Raw genomic sequence first — 17,596 nt, forward strand, 5'->3', positions numbered from 1 at the left:
TCCTTGTACGTTGCGCCTGATCGTGCAGGCGACACTCCACGATCAGTGGAAGGAGGGCGGCGGCACCGCGGTCGCCCAGGCGCGCGCCGGCTCCTTGACGAGGGTGAAATCGAGCGTGCCGCCACGGGCGACGAAGTCGGCGGGCAGCCAGGCGTGGTCGCTGGATCGCCCGTCCACCCGCAGTGCACGGACATAAGGCGCATCCGCCGCGGCACCGCTGGCACGGATGGTCATCCGCCCGCCCGCCCGGTCGATCGTCGCCGCCGGAAACAGCGGGCTGCCGATCACCAGCTCGGCGCGACCGGGATAGAGCGGGTACAGGCCCAGCGCCGACCACACGTACCATGACGACATCTCGCCGAGATCGTCGTTGCCGGAGATGCCCGCCGGCGTGTTCGTCCAGATCTGGCGCATCGCCGCGCGCACCGTCGCCTGCGTCTTCCACGGCTGGCCGACGAACAGATACAGCCAGGGCGACGCGATCGACGGCTCGTTGTCGAGCTCCGCGTGCAGCGGCCCCGATTTGGTCACCGCCCAGCCGCCATCCGGCGTGCGGAAAAAGTCGTCGAGCCGGCGGATCGCCGCGTCGCGGCCGCCAAGCGCCGTGATCAGCCCCGCCGGATCGAACGGCACCATCCACAGATATTGCGCGCCGCTGCCTTCCACGAACTCGTCATCGGCCGCGGGATCGAACGCCGGCCAGCTGCCGTCGGCCTTGCGCGGCTGGATATAGCCACCCTGCGGCGTTGCCGTCGGGTTGAACAGATTGCGCCACCAGCCCGAGCGCTCGGTGAAGCGGCGTTCGCCCGCCGTATCACCGGCCATCCGCGCCAGCTGGGCGAGGCCGAAATCCGCCGCTGCCAGCTCCAGCGTGTCGGCGGCGCTGCCCCAGCCGGGGGCGCCTGCCGGCATGTAATGCAGCCGCAGCCAAGCATCGAGGCCGGGGCGCTGGCCGATGCACATCACCGGGCAGCCCTTGCGGCTCAGGTCCTTGGCGGTGGGCACGGTCGCTGCCTGCTTCAGCGAGGTATAGGCATGGCCGAGATCAAAGGCACGCCCGCCGAACGCGCGCACCGCCGCGAGCGACGGCGGCGAGGGATCGCCGTTCATCACGCTCGTGGTACCGGTCAGATGGGTCCAGCGGTCCCACACGCCGCCATTCTGATCGGCCTGGTTGAGCAGCGACTGGGCAATGTCGGACCCGCGCTGGGCATCGAGCAACGTCACCAATTGCAGCTGCGATCGGTAGACGTCCCAGCCCGAGTAATTGGCATATTGCGCATGCTGGCCGGCCGACAGCGGATGGGTCTTGCCGTCCATGCCGCGGTAGCGGCCATCGCCGTCGCTATACAGCGTCGGGGTCAGCAGCGAATGGTACAGCGCCGAATAGAAGACGGTGCGGTCCGCGGTCGCCCCGCCGGTGATCGCGATCTGGCCGAGCGCGCGGTTCCACGCCGCACGGCCCGCCGCCTGCACCGCCTCCATCGTCGTGCCCGCCGGGCTTTCCCGCTCGAGGTTCGCGCGCGCGCCCGCCTCGTCGACATAGGAAATGCCGATGCGGGCGGTCACCGCCGCGCCATGCTGGGGGTCGAAGCTGATCCAGCCGCCGCTGCCCTTGCCGGCGAGGGGATGGCCCTGCGGTCCATAGCCGGTGCCCCCCGCGCCGGTCGTCGCGCCCTTGGCGATCGTCTCGTCACGCCAGGTGCCGCCGACCGCGAACGGCTGATCGAACACGGCGACGAAATGCAGCGTGTAATAGCTTTCGCGCCGATCCTCGGCGAGATAGCCGCAGAAATTGCCGCTGGTCACCGAGCCCGAGACGGTGCGCGTCGCCGGGTCGATCCGGATCGTCGCGGCGGTGCTGCCGACCTCGCTGTCCGAGGTGCGGAACAGGAGGTTGGCGGGCTTGTCGGCGGGAAAGGTGAAGCGGCCCACCGCGGTGCGATCGGTCGCGCCGAGTTCGGCGACCACGCCATTGTCCAGCGTCACCGCATAGCTGCCGGGGTGGGCGCGTTCCTTGGCATGATCGAGCAGGCTGGCGTAGCCGAGCCCGGCCTGCACCGAGGAGGGCGATTGCGCCACCGGCACCGTCACCGGCATGATCGGCACGTCGCCGCTCGCGCCGGTGCAACCGGTGCCCGAGACATGGGTCAGGCTGAAGCCTTTCACCCCATTTGCACGCCATTCATAGCCGCCTGGGGCCGATATCGGAAAGCGCTTGCCCGGCAGCGGCGTCTCCTCCGGACTAAACGCCACCATCCCAAACGGTCGCGTCGCGCCGGGAAAGACGTTGCCGCCGTTGGTGGTGCCGATGAACGGATTGACCTCGGCCGCGACATCGGATGCCGTGCCGGTGCGCTCATCCTGCGCGGCGGCGGCAGAGGCGGCGAGGCAAAGGGTAACGGCAACCAGGTTGCGGATCGAGCGCATCGCCGTCTCCATAAGTAAAGACGCTTTGCTTAATGCTCGTCGTCACCTTAGGTCAATCCGGGTAACACTTGATTGCCGCTGGTGACCGCCCGCCCGCGGCTCACGTCATCCTGGCGAGCAGGTCATCAACGCTGCAGCTGGCGAAGCTCGCGAAATTATCGGCGATCCCGTACGGCAGCAGCAGCGTGCGGCCATGCGCGATCGCGCCGCAGCTATAGACCACGTTGGGCACATAGCCGCTGCGCTCGCTTACGCTCGGCCGCATGATCGGCTCGGGGGTGCGCGCCAGCAGCTTGCCCGGGTCCTTCTTGTCGAGCAGGCAGGCTCCCATGCAATAGTTGCGCATCAGGCCGACGCCGTGGGTGAGCACCAGCCAGCCCTCGTCGAGCTCGATCGGCGAGCCGCAATTGCCCATCTGGATGAATTCCCATGGATAGCGCGGGCCGATCAGCTTGGCGCCGCCATTCCAGGTGGTGATGTCATCGGATTCGATCAACCAGAGATTCTCATTGTCCTGACGACCGAGCATTGCGAAGCGGCCGTCCACCCGGCGCGGGAACAATGCCATCCCCTTGCTCATCGGCACCGAGCCCTTGAGCGCCGTCATCTCGAAGGTGTTGATGCCGGTGCCGCGGAACAGCTCGCAGCGCGCGTTGCGCCCGTCGAAGGCGGTGTAGGTGCCAAGGAAGCTGGGGCTGCCGTCCTCGTCGGTGAACCGCACCATGCGCAGGTCCTCGATCCCCTGTCGCTGGCTGGCGGTGACTGGGAACAGCACGCTTTCCGCAGGATCCTGACTGCCTTCGCAGATCACCCGGGTCGTGCCCTCCTGCCCGCTGGCGTCCGGCCCCTCGATCCGCGGCGAGGTCACCCAGGGGCTGGGTTCGTCGACATGGAAGCCGTTGCTCGCGCTCCAGCTGCCGGTGCGGAAGGTGACGGAGGAGACATGGCCCTCGCCGATGCCGCGCAGCGACAGGATGAAGTTGAGCCCGTCATCGGGCGCGCCATCCTGGTTGAGGCGCATGACGATGCTGGGGTTGAACAGCGCCGCCGCCTCGAACGAATATTCGGCGCTGAGATAGGCGCCGATCAGCAGCTGCTGATCGGGATCGGCCGTCACCTTCTCGGAAAGGCTGTCGCTCACTTCCTCGAAGCGGCGGACGAGCATGGCCTCGACATTGCGATGCCGCTCGGAGAGTGAGCTGATAGCGGTGACGCACATCTCGCGCCGGGTCGCGGCGTCGAGCGACAGCACCCGCTCTATCACGTTGCGCATCCGCGGATGATCGGCATCGCGGAAGGCTTCGGGATAATCGACGTTGAACGGCTTGATTACGGTGCGCGACGGGTCCGGCCGGAGGTGGAGCTCCGACAAAGCGAGCAGATCGTCACTCATGCAGGTCGTCTCCGGCTGTGCCGCGCAAGATGCGAAAGGTGCGGATGGGGCAGCGGCATGTCGGGGCGCTAACGAAGCGCCCCTTGTTAAGCTCCCGCCGCCCGACCGCTGATCGCGGCCGGGCGGGGCTGACCGTGTCAATTAGGCTTGCGCCGTCAGTGAAGCGGCATCGAGGTCGACCTTCATTTCGCGCGGCCAGTAGCGGAGACTGCGGCACGTCTTCACGAACGTCTTGGCGTCCTTGCCCTTGCTGAGCGCGACGAAACCCGCGTCAAGCTCGGGCACCCGCGCGGCATCGAACAGCGTGGTAGCCGCAGCGCTATAACCGATGAACTTGCAATGGCCGAACGCGTCGGCGACGAAGTCCTTCGACGCGGCGTCCTTTGCAAGCATCGCCCCGCCCTGCTCGGACGGCAGCACCGCGACCGCGTCGAACAACACCGACGGGCCTCCATCGATCTTCTGCTTGGCGGCGACCTTGGTGCCGTCATCGAGCGTGACGCCGCCGATCTTGGGTGCGACCACCTCCCACATTGCGCCTTCCGCATCGAGCGCCTTGGTCAGCCCGTTGAACAGGTCGGCGCTCGAGCCGTCGGTGAGGAACAGGCCCATCTTGCGGCCCTTGAAGGTGCCCGGGCCGTTGGCGAGGATACTGAGCTTGGCCGAGGGCGGCAGATCGAGCGTCGGCTTGGCCGCCCGCGCCGCCTCGGGCAGATCCATGCCGAGGCCATCGGCCACGGTGGCGGCGAGGCCGTCGTCAATGTTGCGCAGGTGCGACACCGCCCGCGCGCGGATGTCGACCCGCTCCACCTTGGAGAGTTCGAACACCAGCGCATCGCCGATATGCTTCTGCTCGATCGGTTGCTGGCTGATGAAGAACTGGCGCGCCTGGCTGTAGTGATCGGCAAAGGTCTCGGACCGGATCCGCTGCTTGGTGCCCTGCACCTCGGCCGGGAAGCTGCGGTAGCCGATCTCGGGGTTCTCGCGCGGGCCGCCATCTGCACCCCAGCTGTTCGGCTCATAGTTCGCCCGCCCCTTGGGGTTGCGCATCGCCATATGGCCGTCCTGCTGGAAGTTCATCACCGGACAGCGCGGCGCGTTGACGGGCAGATGCGTGAAATTGGGGCTGCCGAGCCGCTTCAGCTGGGTATCGAGATAGGAGAAGTTGCGGCCGTGAAGCAGCGGGTCGTCGCTGAAATCGATCCCGGGCGCGACATTCTGGGTACAGAACGCCACCTGCTCGGTGCTGGCGAAGAAATTGTCGACGTTGCGGTTGAGCGTCATCGTGCCGATGATCCGGACCGGCACGTCCTCTTCGGGGATCAGCTTGGTCGAATCGAGGTGATCGAACGGCAGGCGGTCCGCAGTCTCCTGGTCGAACAGCTGGACGCCGAGATCCCATTGCGGGAAGTCGCCGCTCTCGATTGCCTGCCACAGGTCGCGGCGGTGGAAATCGGGATCGGCGCCGTTGATCTTGACCGCCTCGTTCCACAGCACCGATTGCAGGCCCTGGCGCGGCTTCCAGTGGAACTTGACGAAGGTCGACTTGCCTTCGGCAGTGACCAGCCGAAAGCTGTGCACGCCGAAGCCTTCGATGGTGCGGAACGAGCGCGGAATCGTCCGGTCGGACATCTGCCACATCACCATGTGCCACGCCTCGGGGCTGAGGCTGGCGAAATCCCAGTAATTGTCATGCGCCGACTGCGCCTGCGGGAAGGCGCGGTCCGGCTCCTGCTTCACGGCATGGACGAGATCGGGAAACTTGATCGGATCCTGGATGAAGAACACCGGGATATTGTTGCCGACTATGTCCCAATTGCCCTGCTTGGTGTAAAATTTCACCGCAAAGCCGCGCACGTCGCGCGCCAGATCCGACGATCCCTTGTTGCCCGCGACCGTGGAGAAGCGGACAAACACCTCAGTCTGCTGGCCGACCGTGCTCAGCACGTCCGCGCGGGTATACTCGGCGAGGCTGTCGGTGAGCTCGAACACGCCATGCGCGCCATAGCCACGGGCGTGGACCACGCGCTCGGGGATGCGCTCGTGATCAAAGTGAAAGATCTTCTCGCGCAGGATGAAGTCCTCGAGCAGCGTCGGCCCTCGCTGGCCGAGCTTCAGGCTGTTCTGGTCGTCCGCGACCGGGATGCCCTGCTGGGTGGTCATCGTCAGCGCGGCATCCGTAGTGGTCTGGTGGGTCTCGCCGCCATGACCCTGCTGCTCGGCATAATGGGTCGGCAGATCCGCGCCTGCGGGTGCCGGCGGCACCTTCGCGGGGCTCTCACCCTTCACTTTACCGCTGTCGCCCTTGCTGTTCTTGCGTGCCATCGTCGATCCTTCCGTTTGGTCCAGACTGCCATCAGAACAAGCGCGGGGCGAGGAGCATATATTTGAATGTGAGGGAACTTATTGCATCACCATCCATAACACAGGCTCACCTGCACCACCCCGGATAAACTTTCCGAAGACCTTCCAACTTCCGGCTGACCACGGCGACAACATGCGATAGCGATGACGACCCGGGTGCCGATGGCACCGGAGCGACCATCGCATCCGGCACCAAGCCGGTTGAACTGGAGACGAGCCCTGCCCGACACCCTGCCGGTCATCATTTGCGTTCCGGCCAGGAACGAGGAACAGGCGCTGCCGGTGATGCTCGATGCCCTGTCTGCACTCACCGTCACGGCAGGGCGGCTGACGGTGTGCATCCATCTCGACGGCTGCGACGATGGCAGCCACGCCATCCTCGATCGTGCCGCCGCGGCCTCCCCCTTTCCACTGATCGTCGCGGCCGCGGAAACCTGCGGGGATGCCAATGCCGGCGCTGCCCGGCGGGCGGCGATGGCAATGGGACTGGCCGTGCTCGGCGGCGCCGAGGGGGCGTTGTTCACCACCGATGCCGACAGTCGCCCTCGCCCCGACTGGATCGAGGCGGGCGCCGCCGCCCTGCAGGTTGCGGATGTGGTCGCCGGCCGGATCGTCCGACTCGATGGCGCGGCCGATCCCGACCAGTCGCGGATCGAGCGCTATTATGATCGACTGCACCTTTACCGCCGCCTGATCGATCCCGTGCCCTGGGAAGCACGCAGCACGCATCATTTCACCGGCGGCGCCAACATGGCGATCCGTGCCTCCGTCTACCGCGCGCTCGGCGGTTTCGCGCCGTTGCACTCGGGCGAGGACGCGGCGCTGCTCGACGACGCGGCGCGCGCAGGGTTTCGCGTGCGCCGCGATGGCGCGATGGTGGTCGACACCTCGTCACGGCGCACCGGCCGCGCCATCCACGGCCTGGCGAGCGCCTTGCTCGCGCTTGATGCCGGCCGCCTGCCGATAGTCGCGCATCCCCAAGCGGCCGCCTGGCAATGGCAGGGCCATGCCGCAGCCCGACAGGCGTTCGCGGCAATCCCGCAACTCGACGTCCGCGCCGATCTCGGCCGGCGATTGGGCCTAACGGCCGACCATGTCCTCGGCGTCGCCCGCGACTGCCCGAACGCGGAAGCCTTCGCGATGCGGATCGTGCCTGCCTCGCCGATCGCCCCCGGCACCGTCAGCCTAGCCGTCGCGGAAGAAGCGCTCGCCGCGCTCGAAGCCGGCTGGAGCGAGGTCGCAGCATGACCATGGCAGACCAGCTTACCGCCGCCATCGCCGGCACGGGCTGGGATCGAGCGCCTGCGCGCGACCCGCAGGACGCGGCGGAGAGCCTGGCAATTCTGGCGCCACTGTACGCCATGGGCCGGCGAGACCTGCCGCTCGGCCGCTTGCTGGAGGGCCATGTGGACGCCGTTCAGATCGTCCAGCGCTATGGCAGCACCGCGCAAGTCGGTCGATTGCGCCAGGCGCTCGCCGGCGGGGCGAGGCTCGGGGTCTGGAACGCGGCATTGCCAGACGAACCGCTGCTGCTCGAAGGCGGCCGATTGCGCGGTGGCAAGAGCTACGCATCGGGCGCGGGGGTGGTGACGCATGCGCTGGTGACCGCCCGCGATGACGCCGGCACGCGGCTTATCCTCGCCGATCTGGCGAGCACGCCCCCCGCGATCGATCGCGGTTGGTGGCGGACCACGGGGATGCAGCGCTCCGAGACGCATCAGGTCCGCTGGTCGGATGCCGCAATTGCCGATGATGACATCATCGGCGAGCCGGATGTCTACGCCCGCGAACCGTTCTTCAGCGGCGGCGCGCTGCGCTTCGTGGCGGTGCACGCCGGCGGAACCGCCGGGCTGTGCGATCAGGCGCGTGACCATCTCGTCGCCGCCGGGCGGGCCGACGATCCGTTTCAGGCCACCCGCCTCGCCGAACTATTCTGGCTCGCTGATGCCGCCGCCGCTGTCGTGCGGCGCGCTGCCGTCGCCTGGTTCGACACCGACGGCGAGGAGCGGCTGGCACGGGTGGCTGCGGCGCGCATCGCCGTGACCGATATAGCCGAACGCGCCATCGCGCTTGCCCAGCACGCCGTTGGGCTAGCCGGCCATTTCGTCGATCACCCGCTGGCGGCGCTGCTTACCGACCTGTCGGTGTATTTGCGGCAACCCGTGCCGGATGCCCAGCGGCTGCGGGTCGGCCGCGCGGTCAAGGACGGCCTGCTGGTGCCGTCGCTGTGAGGCTGCGCCTCACCGGCGTGCGGCATGCGGTGATCGTCGCACCGCATCCCGATGACGAGGTAATCGGCGCCGCGGCGCTGATCGCCGCCCTCAGGTCGCATGGCACGCGAGTGACGGTGGTGGTGGTCAGCGACGGTGCGGCCTCGCATCCCGCCAGTCGACAATGGCCGCGCCAGCGGCTGATCGCGGCACGACGGCGCGAAAGCCTGATCGCGCTGCGCCGGCTCGCCGTACCTGCTGGCGATGTCCGCTTCCTCGGGTTGCCAGACGGAGCGCTGCCGCAGCAATCCGATCGATGCCGTCGCCGCGTGCGACGCGCGGTCGGCTTGGCCAAGGGCGTCGATCTGATCGTCGGGCCGGCCCCGAGCGACGCGCATCCCGATCATCGCGTCGTCGCCGCTGCGCTGGCGGGCGGGTTCGGCACCGCGCGGCGCCTCGCCTATCAGGTCTGGCCGCCCCGCGCCGGCCTGGGCGGGCGGGAGGGAACGATCGCGATGCGCGGCGGCCATGCGGCCAAGCGCTCGCTGATCCGGCTGCATCGCACCCAGCTTGGCGCGATCACCGATGATCCGAATGGTTTCGCCATCGCTCGCCATGAGCTCGCCGCCTTTGCCCACCCGGTTGAGACCTTCGTCGAGTGGCGGCGGTGAAGGCGATCGGCCTTGCTGGCTTTGCCGACAAGTTCGCCGATAGCGGCGACCCGTGGGGAACCTTCACCAACCGCGACGAAGCCGTCAAACGCGGAGCTATCCTCCATGCCCTGGGCCCGGGGCCAATCGGCCGCGTGCTCGAGCTCGCCAGCGGCAATGGCTCGAACAGCCGGGCGATTGCGCCGCGGGCGCTGCGCCTAGACGCAACCGAAGGCACGGAAGAAGGCACCCGCCTCACCGCTGAGGCGATCGCCGGCTGTGATGGCGCGCGCGCGATCCGGCTGGCGCTACCCGCACCGCTGCCACGTCCGCGGTACGATGCGGTGATCATCGCGGAGCTGCTTTATTACCTGTCGCCGGCCGACATGGCCCGCGTCGCCGCCGATGTCGCGGCTGCGCTGCGCCCTGCCGGGCGACTGGTGCTCGCCCACCATCGGATCGATTTCTACGACTTCGCGCAGCATGCGCGCGGCATCCAAGAGCGGTTCCTGCGCCTGACGGGCGCAGCGTGGCGGATACGATCGGTAAGAGCATCCCGCCGCTGGGCGGTGATCGTCGCGGTGAAGGTCTCCGACCGCAGCTCGGGCCAGGGCGGCCGGTAAGGCAGCTTTAATGACGCGCAGGCGGACCCATCCTCATGACAACTCGTTCGCAGCACGGGATTTATCCCAAGCGAGAGGATGATTTTGATGGCCATCAAGTTTGCCGGAACGATGAACGCGATCAATCGCGGGCTGGAAGAGACCAAGCCTGCCAAGGGCGCCGACATGGTGGAAGATTGGGAAGCCGCGCTGGCCGATGTCGACGTACCGGGCGCCAAGGGAATCCTTCGCGACCTCGGGTCGCTGCGCAAGCAGCTGGAAAAGGACACGCCCGATGAGGATCGCGTCCACGCCCTGCTCCACCGTCTCGGCGTCGCCACCACCAAGATCGCCGACAAGGCCGACAAGTCGCAGGACAAGCTGAAGGCGCTTGGCGAGGCGCTGACCGAGGCCGGCGAGGATCAGCCGGACGAGGAAGAGGATACCGCCGCCGCTGCGGCGCCGAAGCGGGCGCGCAAGAAGAAGTGATGCGCACGGCCGGGCGGTTCAGCTGACCGTCCGGCCGCCTGCCTGCGAACTGCATGAATGCGCCTGCCGGATTGATCGAGGCGACGCCTGCTAGCGGGATCGCCGCTTCGGCCATTTTGGCGGGCCGCCATTCTCCTCGGCGGCAAGCTTGCGCCAGCGCTCGAACCGCGCCGAGGTCAGCAAGCCTGCCGCGATCCCTGCCTGGACTGCGCAACCCGGCTCCGCGCCGTGCGCACAATTCGAGAAACGGCAGTCCTGCGCCATCAGGATGAAGTCGTCGAACACCTCGGCAATGCCCGTCGCTGCCTCGGCCAGCTGCAATTCGCGCATGCCGGGCAGGTCGAGCAACCAGCCGCCATGCTCGAGGCGGTGCATCTCGCGTACCGTCGTGGTGTGCCGGCCGGTATCGTCATGGTCCCGGACCGCCTGGGTGGCGATGCTGTCCGAGCCTCGCAGCGTGTTGACGAGCGTCGACTTACCGACCCCCGACGAGCCCAAAAAAGCGACGGTTTGGCCGGGGGCGCACCAGGAGGCGAGGCGGATGACGTCGGCGGGGTCGCGGCCGTTGACGGTTTCGACCACCAAATTGGCCTCGATCGCGCGTGCGGCTGCAGCGAACGTCTCGGCACTGTCGGTCAGATCGGCCTTGGTGAGGACCACGACCGACGGCACGCCTACCTCGCGCGCGAGCACCAGATAGCGCTCCAGCCGCGCGACGCTGAAATCCTGGTTACACGAGGCGACGATGAACACCGTGTCGACATTGGCGGCGATCATCTGCTCGGTACGCGGATCGGCCGGCGAGCGCCGCTTGAACAGGTTCATCCGCGTGAGCACCCGCAGCGGTTGCAGCGTACCGCCATCGATCAGCAGCCAATCGCCCACCGTCGGATGATCGCCCGACGGCCCGGCACCGGGAATATGGGGATCGATCAGGCGCTGCCCGTCCGCGCCGGCAACGGCGATCTTGCCGCGATGGACCGCCATGACCCGCACGGGATGATGGTGGAGGGCCTCGTCGGCGGAGAGCTGCTGGCTGAAATGAGCGGTCCAGCCGAGCGCCGCCAACATGTCGTTGGAGGATCTCATGAGGTCGTGCCGCAGCAACGCTTGGCTTTCTTGCCCGACCCGCAGCGGCACGGGTCGTTGCGGCCGATCTTCGACGCGCTTTCGCCAGCCGGCGCCACCGACGCCATTCCGCCTTCACGCTGGCGCGCGACGTACAGCCGCAGCACGACATCGGCGAGCTCGGCCGGCGCCCGCTCGTCGAGCGTGTTAATCTCCATACTGTCGAGCGCGCTCTCCTCGCGGGCTATGGCGATCAGCATCGACAGCCGCGACAGCGCATCGGCGGCGTCCGCATCATCACCCTCGGCCCAGGCATCCCACAGCTCCGGGCGCAATTCCATGGCCTCGGCAAAGCCGTCGACCCACAGTTCCCACAACAGGTCGCCATTACGTTCGTCGACGTCGAAGATCGGCTGCGGCTTGCCCCGGCCAAGATCGCGCGCGATCTCGCCGTACCGCGCGAGCACCGCATCGGCGAACCATTGCACATCGAGCGGATCGTCGAAGGGCGGCACCCCGCCATCGTCGGCGCCCCACACGCTCGTCAGCCACTCGACCGGCAGGATCGGCTCGGGCGAGACGAGGATGCCGGTGAGGAAGCCATCGAGCTCGGTGAGCAGCATCGGCTCTTCGAGCGGGAGATCGGCGAGCGCACCGTCCAGCCGGCGCAACCGCGAGGGCAGCTGCCTCATGCGACCGCGCCCGTCGGCATCGGCGCCACGTATGTAGCGCCGGCCAAAACAGGTGCGCCGTCGCCGGAATCTTCGCTATCTACCGCGCGTGGTATGGCCCATGGAATTAGCATGGCAGGTGAGTAGCATGGCATGATCGCAAATGGCAGCGCCGGAGCCGTCGACCCCGATCCCGATCCCGACACCGAGCCTCGCCCGTCGGCCGGCGATGCCCGCAGCGAAACGCTTGCGCTCCTCGCCCGCCGCGCACCTGCGGCGACCGTCTGCCCCAGCGAGGTGGCGAGAGCATTGGCCGCCGCGACGCCGACGGCGCCCTCATGGCGCGAGGCGATGCCCGCGGTTCACGCCGCGATCGACCGGCTGGTGGACGAGGGGCTGGTGACACTGAGCTGGAAGGGCACGCCGCTTGCCGCGCGAGCCGGACCGTATCGTATCAGTCGTGGCCCAGGAGGCTAGGCACAGCGATCGGGGTCCTTCCGCCGGTCATGAACGGATCGTCATGGAACATCGCCGATCGCGCGTCGCTATGAACCTACCGAATTTGTACCCGAGGATATTCCATGCGTCTGCTTCCCCTCCTGGCCCTTCCCCTGATGATTGCGACCGCATCGCCGGCGCTGGCCAAGGGCTGCATCCGCGGCGCGGCCGCGGGCGGCGTGGCGGGCCATTATGTCGGCAAAGGCCATGCGGTGATGGGTGCGGCCGCCGGCTGCGTCGTCGCGCATCATCACTACGCCAAGCAGGCCCGCGCGCAGAAGGCGGCGCAGCAGCACAGATAATCCCGTCCGGCCGCACGCCGGCGAAGCACACCGGGTGGCGCCGTCGTCCGTATCGACGCCGCCAGTGTGGACAAGCTCTCCCTCCCCTCGCTACCCTGCGCCAACGATCATGCAGCAGGGTGATGTCTGATGGATTGGAAGATTGTGGCGAGCGCAGCCATGTTGGCCTTTGCGGGCGGCCCCGTGTCGGCTCAGGTCGCGCCGAGCGGCTTGTCCGATCGGTTCACTGCTTGTGCGGCACGGGCGCATGGCAACACCGTCCAGGAGGGTATCTGCGCCCAATCCGAGATGGCGTCGCAGGATGCGCGGCTGAACAAATCCTACCAGCAGGTCATGAAGCAGCTGGCGAGCCAGCCGCAGAAGCGCATCGCGCTTCGCGATGCCCAACGTTCGTGGCTGAAGGCGCGGGACTATGAGTGCAAGGTCGATCAGGAGACGATCAACAGCGGCTGCCTTGTCATGAAGACGGCAGCCCGCGCCAACGAGCTGGAAAGCATGATCCGCTTCTAGACCCAGGCGGCGGCGGACGTCCGATCCGCCGCCGCCGCGATCATCAGAACTGCGCGCGCACGCCGAACAGGATGGTGCGGCCGTAATTGTTGATCTCGCCGAACTGCAGCTCCTTGTCATTGTAGCTGTAGGTATTGGCATTGGCGATGTTGATTGCTTCGACGCTGAAGGTCAGCTGTTCGGTAGCGCGGATCGACAGGTTGCCGTCGAGCGAACCAAACGCTGCCATATAGGTCGGCACCTGGGTAGTGCTGCCGATCCCGGTGAGATATTTGTCGCGCCAGGTGTAGGAGATCCGCGCCGACAGCGGTCCCTTGTCGTAGAAGCCGACCACGTTGAAGCTGTTCTTCGACAGGCCGATCAGCTGATCCTTGATCGGACGCGCGCCCGCCGTGTAATCCGCCTCCACGGAGGTGTGGGTATAAGATGCCTGGAAGCCAAGCCCGTCAAACGGCGCCGGCAGAAAGCTGAACACCTGGTTGTATGCGGCCTCGGCGCCATAAACCTTGGCACTGCCGCCGTTGACCTGGGTGCTGAGCAGCACCGTGCCACGACCGGGGATCTCGATGTTGATGTTCTGCGCGGTAATGTAATCGTCCATCGCCTTGTAGAACAACGCGCCGGTCAACGAGCCGGAGCGGTTGAAATACCATTCGAGCGAGCCGTCGAATTGGGTGGCGAGGAACGGCTGCAGCGCCGGGTTGCCGCCGCTTGCGGTGGGCTGGTCGGTGGAGACACTGATCTGTGGCGCGCTCTGGGTGACGTTGGGGCGGGTCAGCACGCGGCTGGCGGCAAGGCGGCCGACCAGGTCATGGGTCAGCTCGGCGCGCAGGTTGAAGCTCGGCAGCCAGTCGCTGAAGGTCTGCGGATAGCTGACCGGGGTGGGCACGCTGCCCGTCGTCAGGGTGCCGCTCGCCACCTGGTCGGTGTGCACATAGCGGACGCCGACATTGCCGGTGACCGCGACGCTGCCGAGCGGGAAGGCATAATCGGCGCGGACATAGCCGCCCGCGGTTTTCTCGGTGACGACGTAGGAGGCGCGCATGTCGCCGGCCGCGAGCGGCGCGTTGGCGATCGCATCGGTGAACAATTTGTCGTAGAACACGTCGGTGATCGGCACGATCCAGGTCCGCGGATAGTTGCCGCCCACGCCCGACAGGAAATCGTCGAACGGGATCTGCTCATAGCCGTTGGGCGCGAAGCCGTTCAGCGTGGTGCCCGCCGCCGGGGTGACGGTAAAGTCGCGGCGCCGGTAATCGCGCTTGCGCCAATGGTATTCGCCGCCCGCACTCAGCTTGGTGATGAAGCCGTCCATCTGGTGATCGACATCGAGCCGCACGTAGCGGTCCCAATCCTTGCTGTTCTTGGGCGCGATGTTGAACGGATAGAGGGTGTAATTGGCCGGATCGAGCACGTTGGTGGGGGTCGAGATCGTCGGCAACACCTTGTAGCCGCCCGAGGCGTCATAGGTGAGCGGCGCGAAGAACTGGATGCGGCTGCGCACCGTGCCCTCGGCATAGCTCGGGTGGAAGCTGTGCGCATAGGACCAGTTGGCGTTGGCGACGACGTGCCAGCCTTCGGGGTTCCACGCCTGCTTGAGGCCGATGGTGATCAGATCGTGGCGGTTGAGGCTGTATTCGCGGGTGCCCATGAAGCGCACGTCATTGATCGTCGCGGCGACCACGGTGTTGCCGTCGAGCTTGACCGATCCCGGCACCAGCGTTGGCCGGTGGCCGGCGACACTGGTATCGTCTGGATAGATGTCGAGGCCGAATTCATCATAGGCGACGTCGAGCCTGGTCGCGAGCACATCGAGCGTCGTCTCGAGCTCGGGGCTTGGCCGCCACTGCGCCGAGATCATGCCTGACAGCCGCTTGCGGTCCTCCGTCTCGACGGTCGGGCGGGTGCGGCCCGGCGTGTAGAAGCCGGCGCCGAGCGTCGAGGCGAACACCGGCGCGATATACCAGCCGGTGTTGTACGAGCGGTCATTGCGCACCTCCTTGCCCCAATATTGCGCGGCGGCGAGGATGCCGAAGGTGCCGTCGTCATTCTTGGCGCTGGTCAACGCCGTGGCGTTGGGCTTCACCTTGTCGGTGAGCGTCGTGTAGGTGCCGCGCAGGTTGAGCGTGGTCTTGTTGCCCACCTCGAGCGGGCGGAAGGTGTGGACGTCGATGTTGCCGCCGAGCGCGCCCTCGGTCATGTCCGAGGTCGGCGTCTTGACCACGTCGATCTGCGACACGAACTCGGCGGGCAGCATCTCGAAGCGGAACTGGCGGCCATTGGCGCCGCCATTCTCGATCAGGTCGTTGATCGCGACCGGGCGGCCGTTGAGCAGCGTGCTTTGGAACTGCGGCCCGAGCCCGCGCACGCTGACGTACAGCCCCTCGCCGCGCGGCCGGGTGATGGCGACGCCCGGAACCAGCTGCAGCGCCTCCGCAACGTTCTGCGCCGGAAATTTGCCGATGTCGGTCGCGTTGATCGCGTCGACCCCGAACGCCGCCTGGCGCTTGGTCTCGGTCGCTGCCGCCAGGCTCTCGGCATAGGAGCCGGTGACGACGATATCGCCATCTGTGCCGGGGGCGGCGTCAGGCGTCTGCTCGCCGGCGGTGGATGCGCTGGCATTGGTCTGTGCGCAGGCGGGCTGCGCCATGCCCAAGGCGACAAGGGTAAGCGGTAGCGTCGCCTGCAACAGGCGTGAATAGCGTGACATAATGGATCTCCCCCCGGCGTTGACGCCGTTGGGGGGCTCCTAGGTTGCCGAAGTTTCGACGCGGCGACGTTTACGTTACGTATCCGTTACAAGGGGACGCATTGTTGCGGCCCCGCAGCCAGCCGATCCAGTGTGCGGTACCAATTGAGTCAACCGGTAGCCAGACGTTACCGACGATGCGGCATGGATTGAGAACTGCCGCTGATCCATGGCAACAAAGCTTGATAAGACGATGGTTGAAGGAGGACGATGAAAATCTGGATCGCGCTGGCATGCGCCGCCGGGATTGCCGATACGGCGAGTGCGCAGGACGTGACACTCAAACCGCTGCTCGATGCACGGCTGCGCGCGGAGGGGGTCGACCAGGACGATCTGCCGGACCGCTCGCAGGCGGTCACCATGCGCATCCGCTCGGGCGTGCAGGCATCCGACGGCCCGTTCTCCGCGTTGATCGAGAGTGAGGCGACACTCGGCATCGACAATGGCTATAACGACGGCCTCAACGGCCGCACCCGCGATCCGCTGATCGCCGATCCGCAGAACATCGAGCTCAACCGGGCCCAGCTGCGCTATGCCGTGCCCGCCGGCAGCGTCACCGTCGGCCGCCAGCTGCTCGAGCTCGCCGACCAGCGCTTCGTCGGCTCGGCGAGCTTTCGCCAGAACCAGCAGACCTTCGATGCGGTGCGCGTCCAGTGGAAGGGCATCAAGCATCTGACCGCCGACATCACCTATGCGTGGAGCGATCGCACGATCAACGGCATCAACGGCACCGGCACGCGCCAACAGGCGGTGTCGGGGAACAACTTCTTCGGTCTGCTCGGCTATGAGACGCCGATCGGCACGCTGACCGGCTTCACCTACATTGTCGATCAGGACGAGGCCGCCGTCCAAGGCTTTCGCCTGTCGAGCCAGACCTATGGCGGCCGCTTCGCCGGCAGCCAGCCGCTCGGTGCCGGGATCAAGCTCGCCTATACCGGCAGCTTCGCGCGGCAGAGCGACTATCATCGCAACCCCAACGACTATTCCGCCGATTATTACCTCGGCGAGGTGGCGCTGAGCCGCAAGGCACTCAGCGCCACCGGCGGCTATGAGGTGCTCGGCGCCGACCGTCGTGGTGCCGGCGGCGTCGCGCTGACGAGCTTCCAGACGCCGCTCGCCTCCTTGTTCAAATTTCAGGGCTGGAACGACAAGTTCACGACCACGCCGGCCAACGGCATCCGCGATGCCTATGGCACGCTCGGCTCGGACTGGAAGCGGCAGGGCCTGGTCCGCGACGTCGCGCTGACCGCAACCTATCATCGGTTCGACAGCGACCGCGGCGACACCCATTATGGCAATGAGATCGACCTGCTCGCCGCGGCGAAGATCGACCGCTACACCGTCTCGGCGCGCTACGCCCATTACGATGCCGACCGGTTCGCCGCGGATACCGACAAATTGTGGCTGACCGCCGAGTTCAGCCTGTAGGCCGAAGCTGACGATCGGCCACGAGCGACGGCACGGGCACAGATGGCGCCCCTGCCCCCGCTCGCGCCGGTCTCAGATCTGCGCGAAACCGCCGTCAGGTCGCCCGTGTCTTCGCCGAATGCGCCAGCTGGACCAGCGGACCGCGCTGATGGCATGGGATACATCGACGCGCGCCGTTACCGCGGTTGCCGGCCGCATTAACCGCCTGATATCCCTTCATCTGTTAACACCC

Annotated in this window: 15 protein-coding genes; 9 read left to right on the forward strand and 6 right to left on the reverse strand. The window is 67.0% G+C overall.

Annotation, left to right across the window (positions count from 1 at the left end; all coding sequences use genetic code 11):
• Nucleotides 1-42: 42 nt before the first annotated feature.
• The 3 genes from AC07M8_RS09220 to AC07M8_RS09230 form a co-directional block, all read right to left on the reverse strand.
• On the reverse strand, nt 43-2,430 hold the full coding sequence (locus AC07M8_RS09220) for a GH92 family glycosyl hydrolase (RefSeq protein WP_495174042.1): 2,388 nt from the start codon (nt 2,428-2,430) through the stop codon (nt 43-45).
• Between the two features lie 100 nt (nt 2,431-2,530).
• Nucleotides 2,531-3,823 carry a glycoside hydrolase family 130 protein gene (locus tag AC07M8_RS09225; protein ID WP_495174043.1) on the reverse strand — a complete coding sequence of 431 codons (1,293 nt, stop codon included), beginning with the start codon at nt 3,821-3,823 and terminating at the stop codon, nt 2,531-2,533.
• A gap of 141 nt (nt 3,824-3,964) precedes the next feature.
• On the reverse strand, nt 3,965-6,148 hold the full coding sequence (locus AC07M8_RS09230) for a catalase (RefSeq protein WP_495174044.1): 2,184 nt from the start codon (nt 6,146-6,148) through the stop codon (nt 3,965-3,967).
• 240 nt (nt 6,149-6,388) lie between these two features.
• Here AC07M8_RS09230 and AC07M8_RS09235 point away from each other — a divergent pair, with 240 nt between their 5' ends.
• From AC07M8_RS09235 to AC07M8_RS09255, 5 genes are all read left to right on the forward strand, one after another.
• Nucleotides 6,389-7,435, forward strand: coding sequence for a glycosyltransferase (locus AC07M8_RS09235; RefSeq protein ID WP_495174045.1), 1,047 nt, complete (start codon nt 6,389-6,391; stop codon nt 7,433-7,435).
• On the forward strand, nt 7,432-8,418 hold the full coding sequence (locus AC07M8_RS09240) for an acyl-CoA dehydrogenase (RefSeq protein WP_495174046.1): 987 nt from the start codon (nt 7,432-7,434) through the stop codon (nt 8,416-8,418). The genes AC07M8_RS09235 and AC07M8_RS09240 overlap by 4 nt, the downstream gene beginning before the upstream one ends.
• Nucleotides 8,415-9,068: a PIG-L deacetylase family protein gene (locus tag AC07M8_RS09245; protein WP_495174047.1), complete on the forward strand. Its 654-nt coding sequence runs from the start codon at nt 8,415-8,417 to the stop codon at nt 9,066-9,068. Before AC07M8_RS09240 ends, AC07M8_RS09245 begins: the two co-directional genes overlap by 4 nt.
• Nucleotides 9,065-9,670 carry a class I SAM-dependent methyltransferase gene (locus AC07M8_RS09250; protein ID WP_495174048.1) on the forward strand — a complete coding sequence of 202 codons (606 nt, stop codon included), beginning with the start codon at nt 9,065-9,067 and terminating at the stop codon, nt 9,668-9,670. The genes AC07M8_RS09245 and AC07M8_RS09250 overlap by 4 nt, the downstream gene beginning before the upstream one ends.
• An 87-nt stretch (nt 9,671-9,757) precedes the next feature.
• Nucleotides 9,758-10,138 carry a hypothetical protein gene (locus tag AC07M8_RS09255; protein ID WP_495174049.1) on the forward strand — a complete coding sequence of 127 codons (381 nt, stop codon included), beginning with the start codon at nt 9,758-9,760 and terminating at the stop codon, nt 10,136-10,138.
• Between the two features lie 90 nt (nt 10,139-10,228).
• On the opposite strand, the gene rsgA is transcribed toward AC07M8_RS09255, so the two are convergent.
• Entirely contained in the window at nt 10,229-11,227 is a 999-nt protein-coding gene (rsgA, locus tag AC07M8_RS09260; RefSeq protein ID WP_495174050.1) for a ribosome small subunit-dependent GTPase A, read from the reverse strand.
• The gene (locus AC07M8_RS09265; RefSeq protein ID WP_495174051.1) at nt 11,224-11,898 is read right to left on the reverse strand and encodes a UPF0149 family protein; all 675 of its coding nucleotides are present in this window, start codon (nt 11,896-11,898) and stop codon (nt 11,224-11,226) included. The genes rsgA and AC07M8_RS09265 overlap by 4 nt, the downstream gene beginning before the upstream one ends.
• Before the next feature lie 132 nt (nt 11,899-12,030).
• Between AC07M8_RS09265 and AC07M8_RS09270 the strand changes: the two genes are divergently transcribed.
• The 3 genes from AC07M8_RS09270 to AC07M8_RS09280 all read left to right on the forward strand — a co-directional run bounded on the left by AC07M8_RS09270 (nt 12,031) and on the right by AC07M8_RS09280 (nt 13,187).
• Nucleotides 12,031-12,354, forward strand: coding sequence for a DUF3253 domain-containing protein (locus AC07M8_RS09270; protein WP_495174052.1), 324 nt, complete (start codon nt 12,031-12,033; stop codon nt 12,352-12,354).
• A 104-nt stretch (nt 12,355-12,458) separates the two neighbouring features.
• Nucleotides 12,459-12,677, forward strand: coding sequence for a hypothetical protein (locus AC07M8_RS09275; protein WP_495174053.1), 219 nt, complete (start codon nt 12,459-12,461; stop codon nt 12,675-12,677).
• 129 nt (nt 12,678-12,806) lie between these two features.
• Nucleotides 12,807-13,187 (forward strand): lysozyme inhibitor LprI family protein, encoded by a 381-nt coding sequence (locus AC07M8_RS09280; protein WP_495174054.1) that lies wholly within the window; start codon nt 12,807-12,809, stop codon nt 13,185-13,187.
• Nucleotides 13,188-13,230: 43 nt separating this feature from the next.
• Here AC07M8_RS09280 and AC07M8_RS09285 read toward each other — a convergent pair whose 3' ends face one another.
• Nucleotides 13,231-15,897 carry a TonB-dependent receptor gene (locus AC07M8_RS09285; RefSeq protein WP_495174055.1) on the reverse strand — a complete coding sequence of 889 codons (2,667 nt, stop codon included), beginning with the start codon at nt 15,895-15,897 and terminating at the stop codon, nt 13,231-13,233.
• A 249-nt stretch (nt 15,898-16,146) separates the two neighbouring features.
• On the opposite strand from AC07M8_RS09285, the gene AC07M8_RS09290 reads away from it, so the two are divergent.
• On the forward strand, nt 16,147-17,364 hold the full coding sequence (locus AC07M8_RS09290) for an alginate export family protein (protein WP_495174056.1): 1,218 nt from the start codon (nt 16,147-16,149) through the stop codon (nt 17,362-17,364).
• Nucleotides 17,365-17,596: the final 232 nt, after the last annotated feature.

The organism is Sphingomonas sp. GW821-FHT09E03, assembly GCF_059416225.1.

Excerpts from the sequence above, each read along its gene's own strand:
- AC07M8_RS09290 (WP_495174056.1), top strand. The coding sequence starts at position 16,147 with ATGAAAATCTGGATCGCGCTGGCATGCGCCGCCGGGATTGCCGATACG.
- AC07M8_RS09240 (WP_495174046.1), top strand. The coding sequence starts at position 7,432 with ATGACCATGGCAGACCAGCTTACCGCCGCCATCGCCGGCACGGGCTGG.
- rsgA (WP_495174050.1), bottom strand. The coding sequence starts at position 11,227 with ATGAGATCCTCCAACGACATGTTGGCGGCGCTCGGCTGGACCGCTCAT.
- AC07M8_RS09280 (WP_495174054.1), top strand. The coding sequence starts at position 12,807 with ATGGATTGGAAGATTGTGGCGAGCGCAGCCATGTTGGCCTTTGCGGGC.
- AC07M8_RS09270 (WP_495174052.1), top strand. The coding sequence starts at position 12,031 with ATGATCGCAAATGGCAGCGCCGGAGCCGTCGACCCCGATCCCGATCCC.
- AC07M8_RS09275 (WP_495174053.1), top strand. The coding sequence starts at position 12,459 with ATGCGTCTGCTTCCCCTCCTGGCCCTTCCCCTGATGATTGCGACCGCA.
- AC07M8_RS09220 (WP_495174042.1), bottom strand. The coding sequence starts at position 2,430 with ATGCGCTCGATCCGCAACCTGGTTGCCGTTACCCTTTGCCTCGCCGCC.
- AC07M8_RS09265 (WP_495174051.1), bottom strand. The coding sequence starts at position 11,898 with ATGAGGCAGCTGCCCTCGCGGTTGCGCCGGCTGGACGGTGCGCTCGCC.
- AC07M8_RS09230 (WP_495174044.1), bottom strand. The coding sequence starts at position 6,148 with ATGGCACGCAAGAACAGCAAGGGCGACAGCGGTAAAGTGAAGGGTGAG.
- AC07M8_RS09285 (WP_495174055.1), bottom strand. The coding sequence starts at position 15,897 with ATGTCACGCTATTCACGCCTGTTGCAGGCGACGCTACCGCTTACCCTT.
- AC07M8_RS09255 (WP_495174049.1), top strand. The coding sequence starts at position 9,758 with ATGGCCATCAAGTTTGCCGGAACGATGAACGCGATCAATCGCGGGCTG.
- AC07M8_RS09225 (WP_495174043.1), bottom strand. The coding sequence starts at position 3,823 with ATGAGTGACGATCTGCTCGCTTTGTCGGAGCTCCACCTCCGGCCGGAC.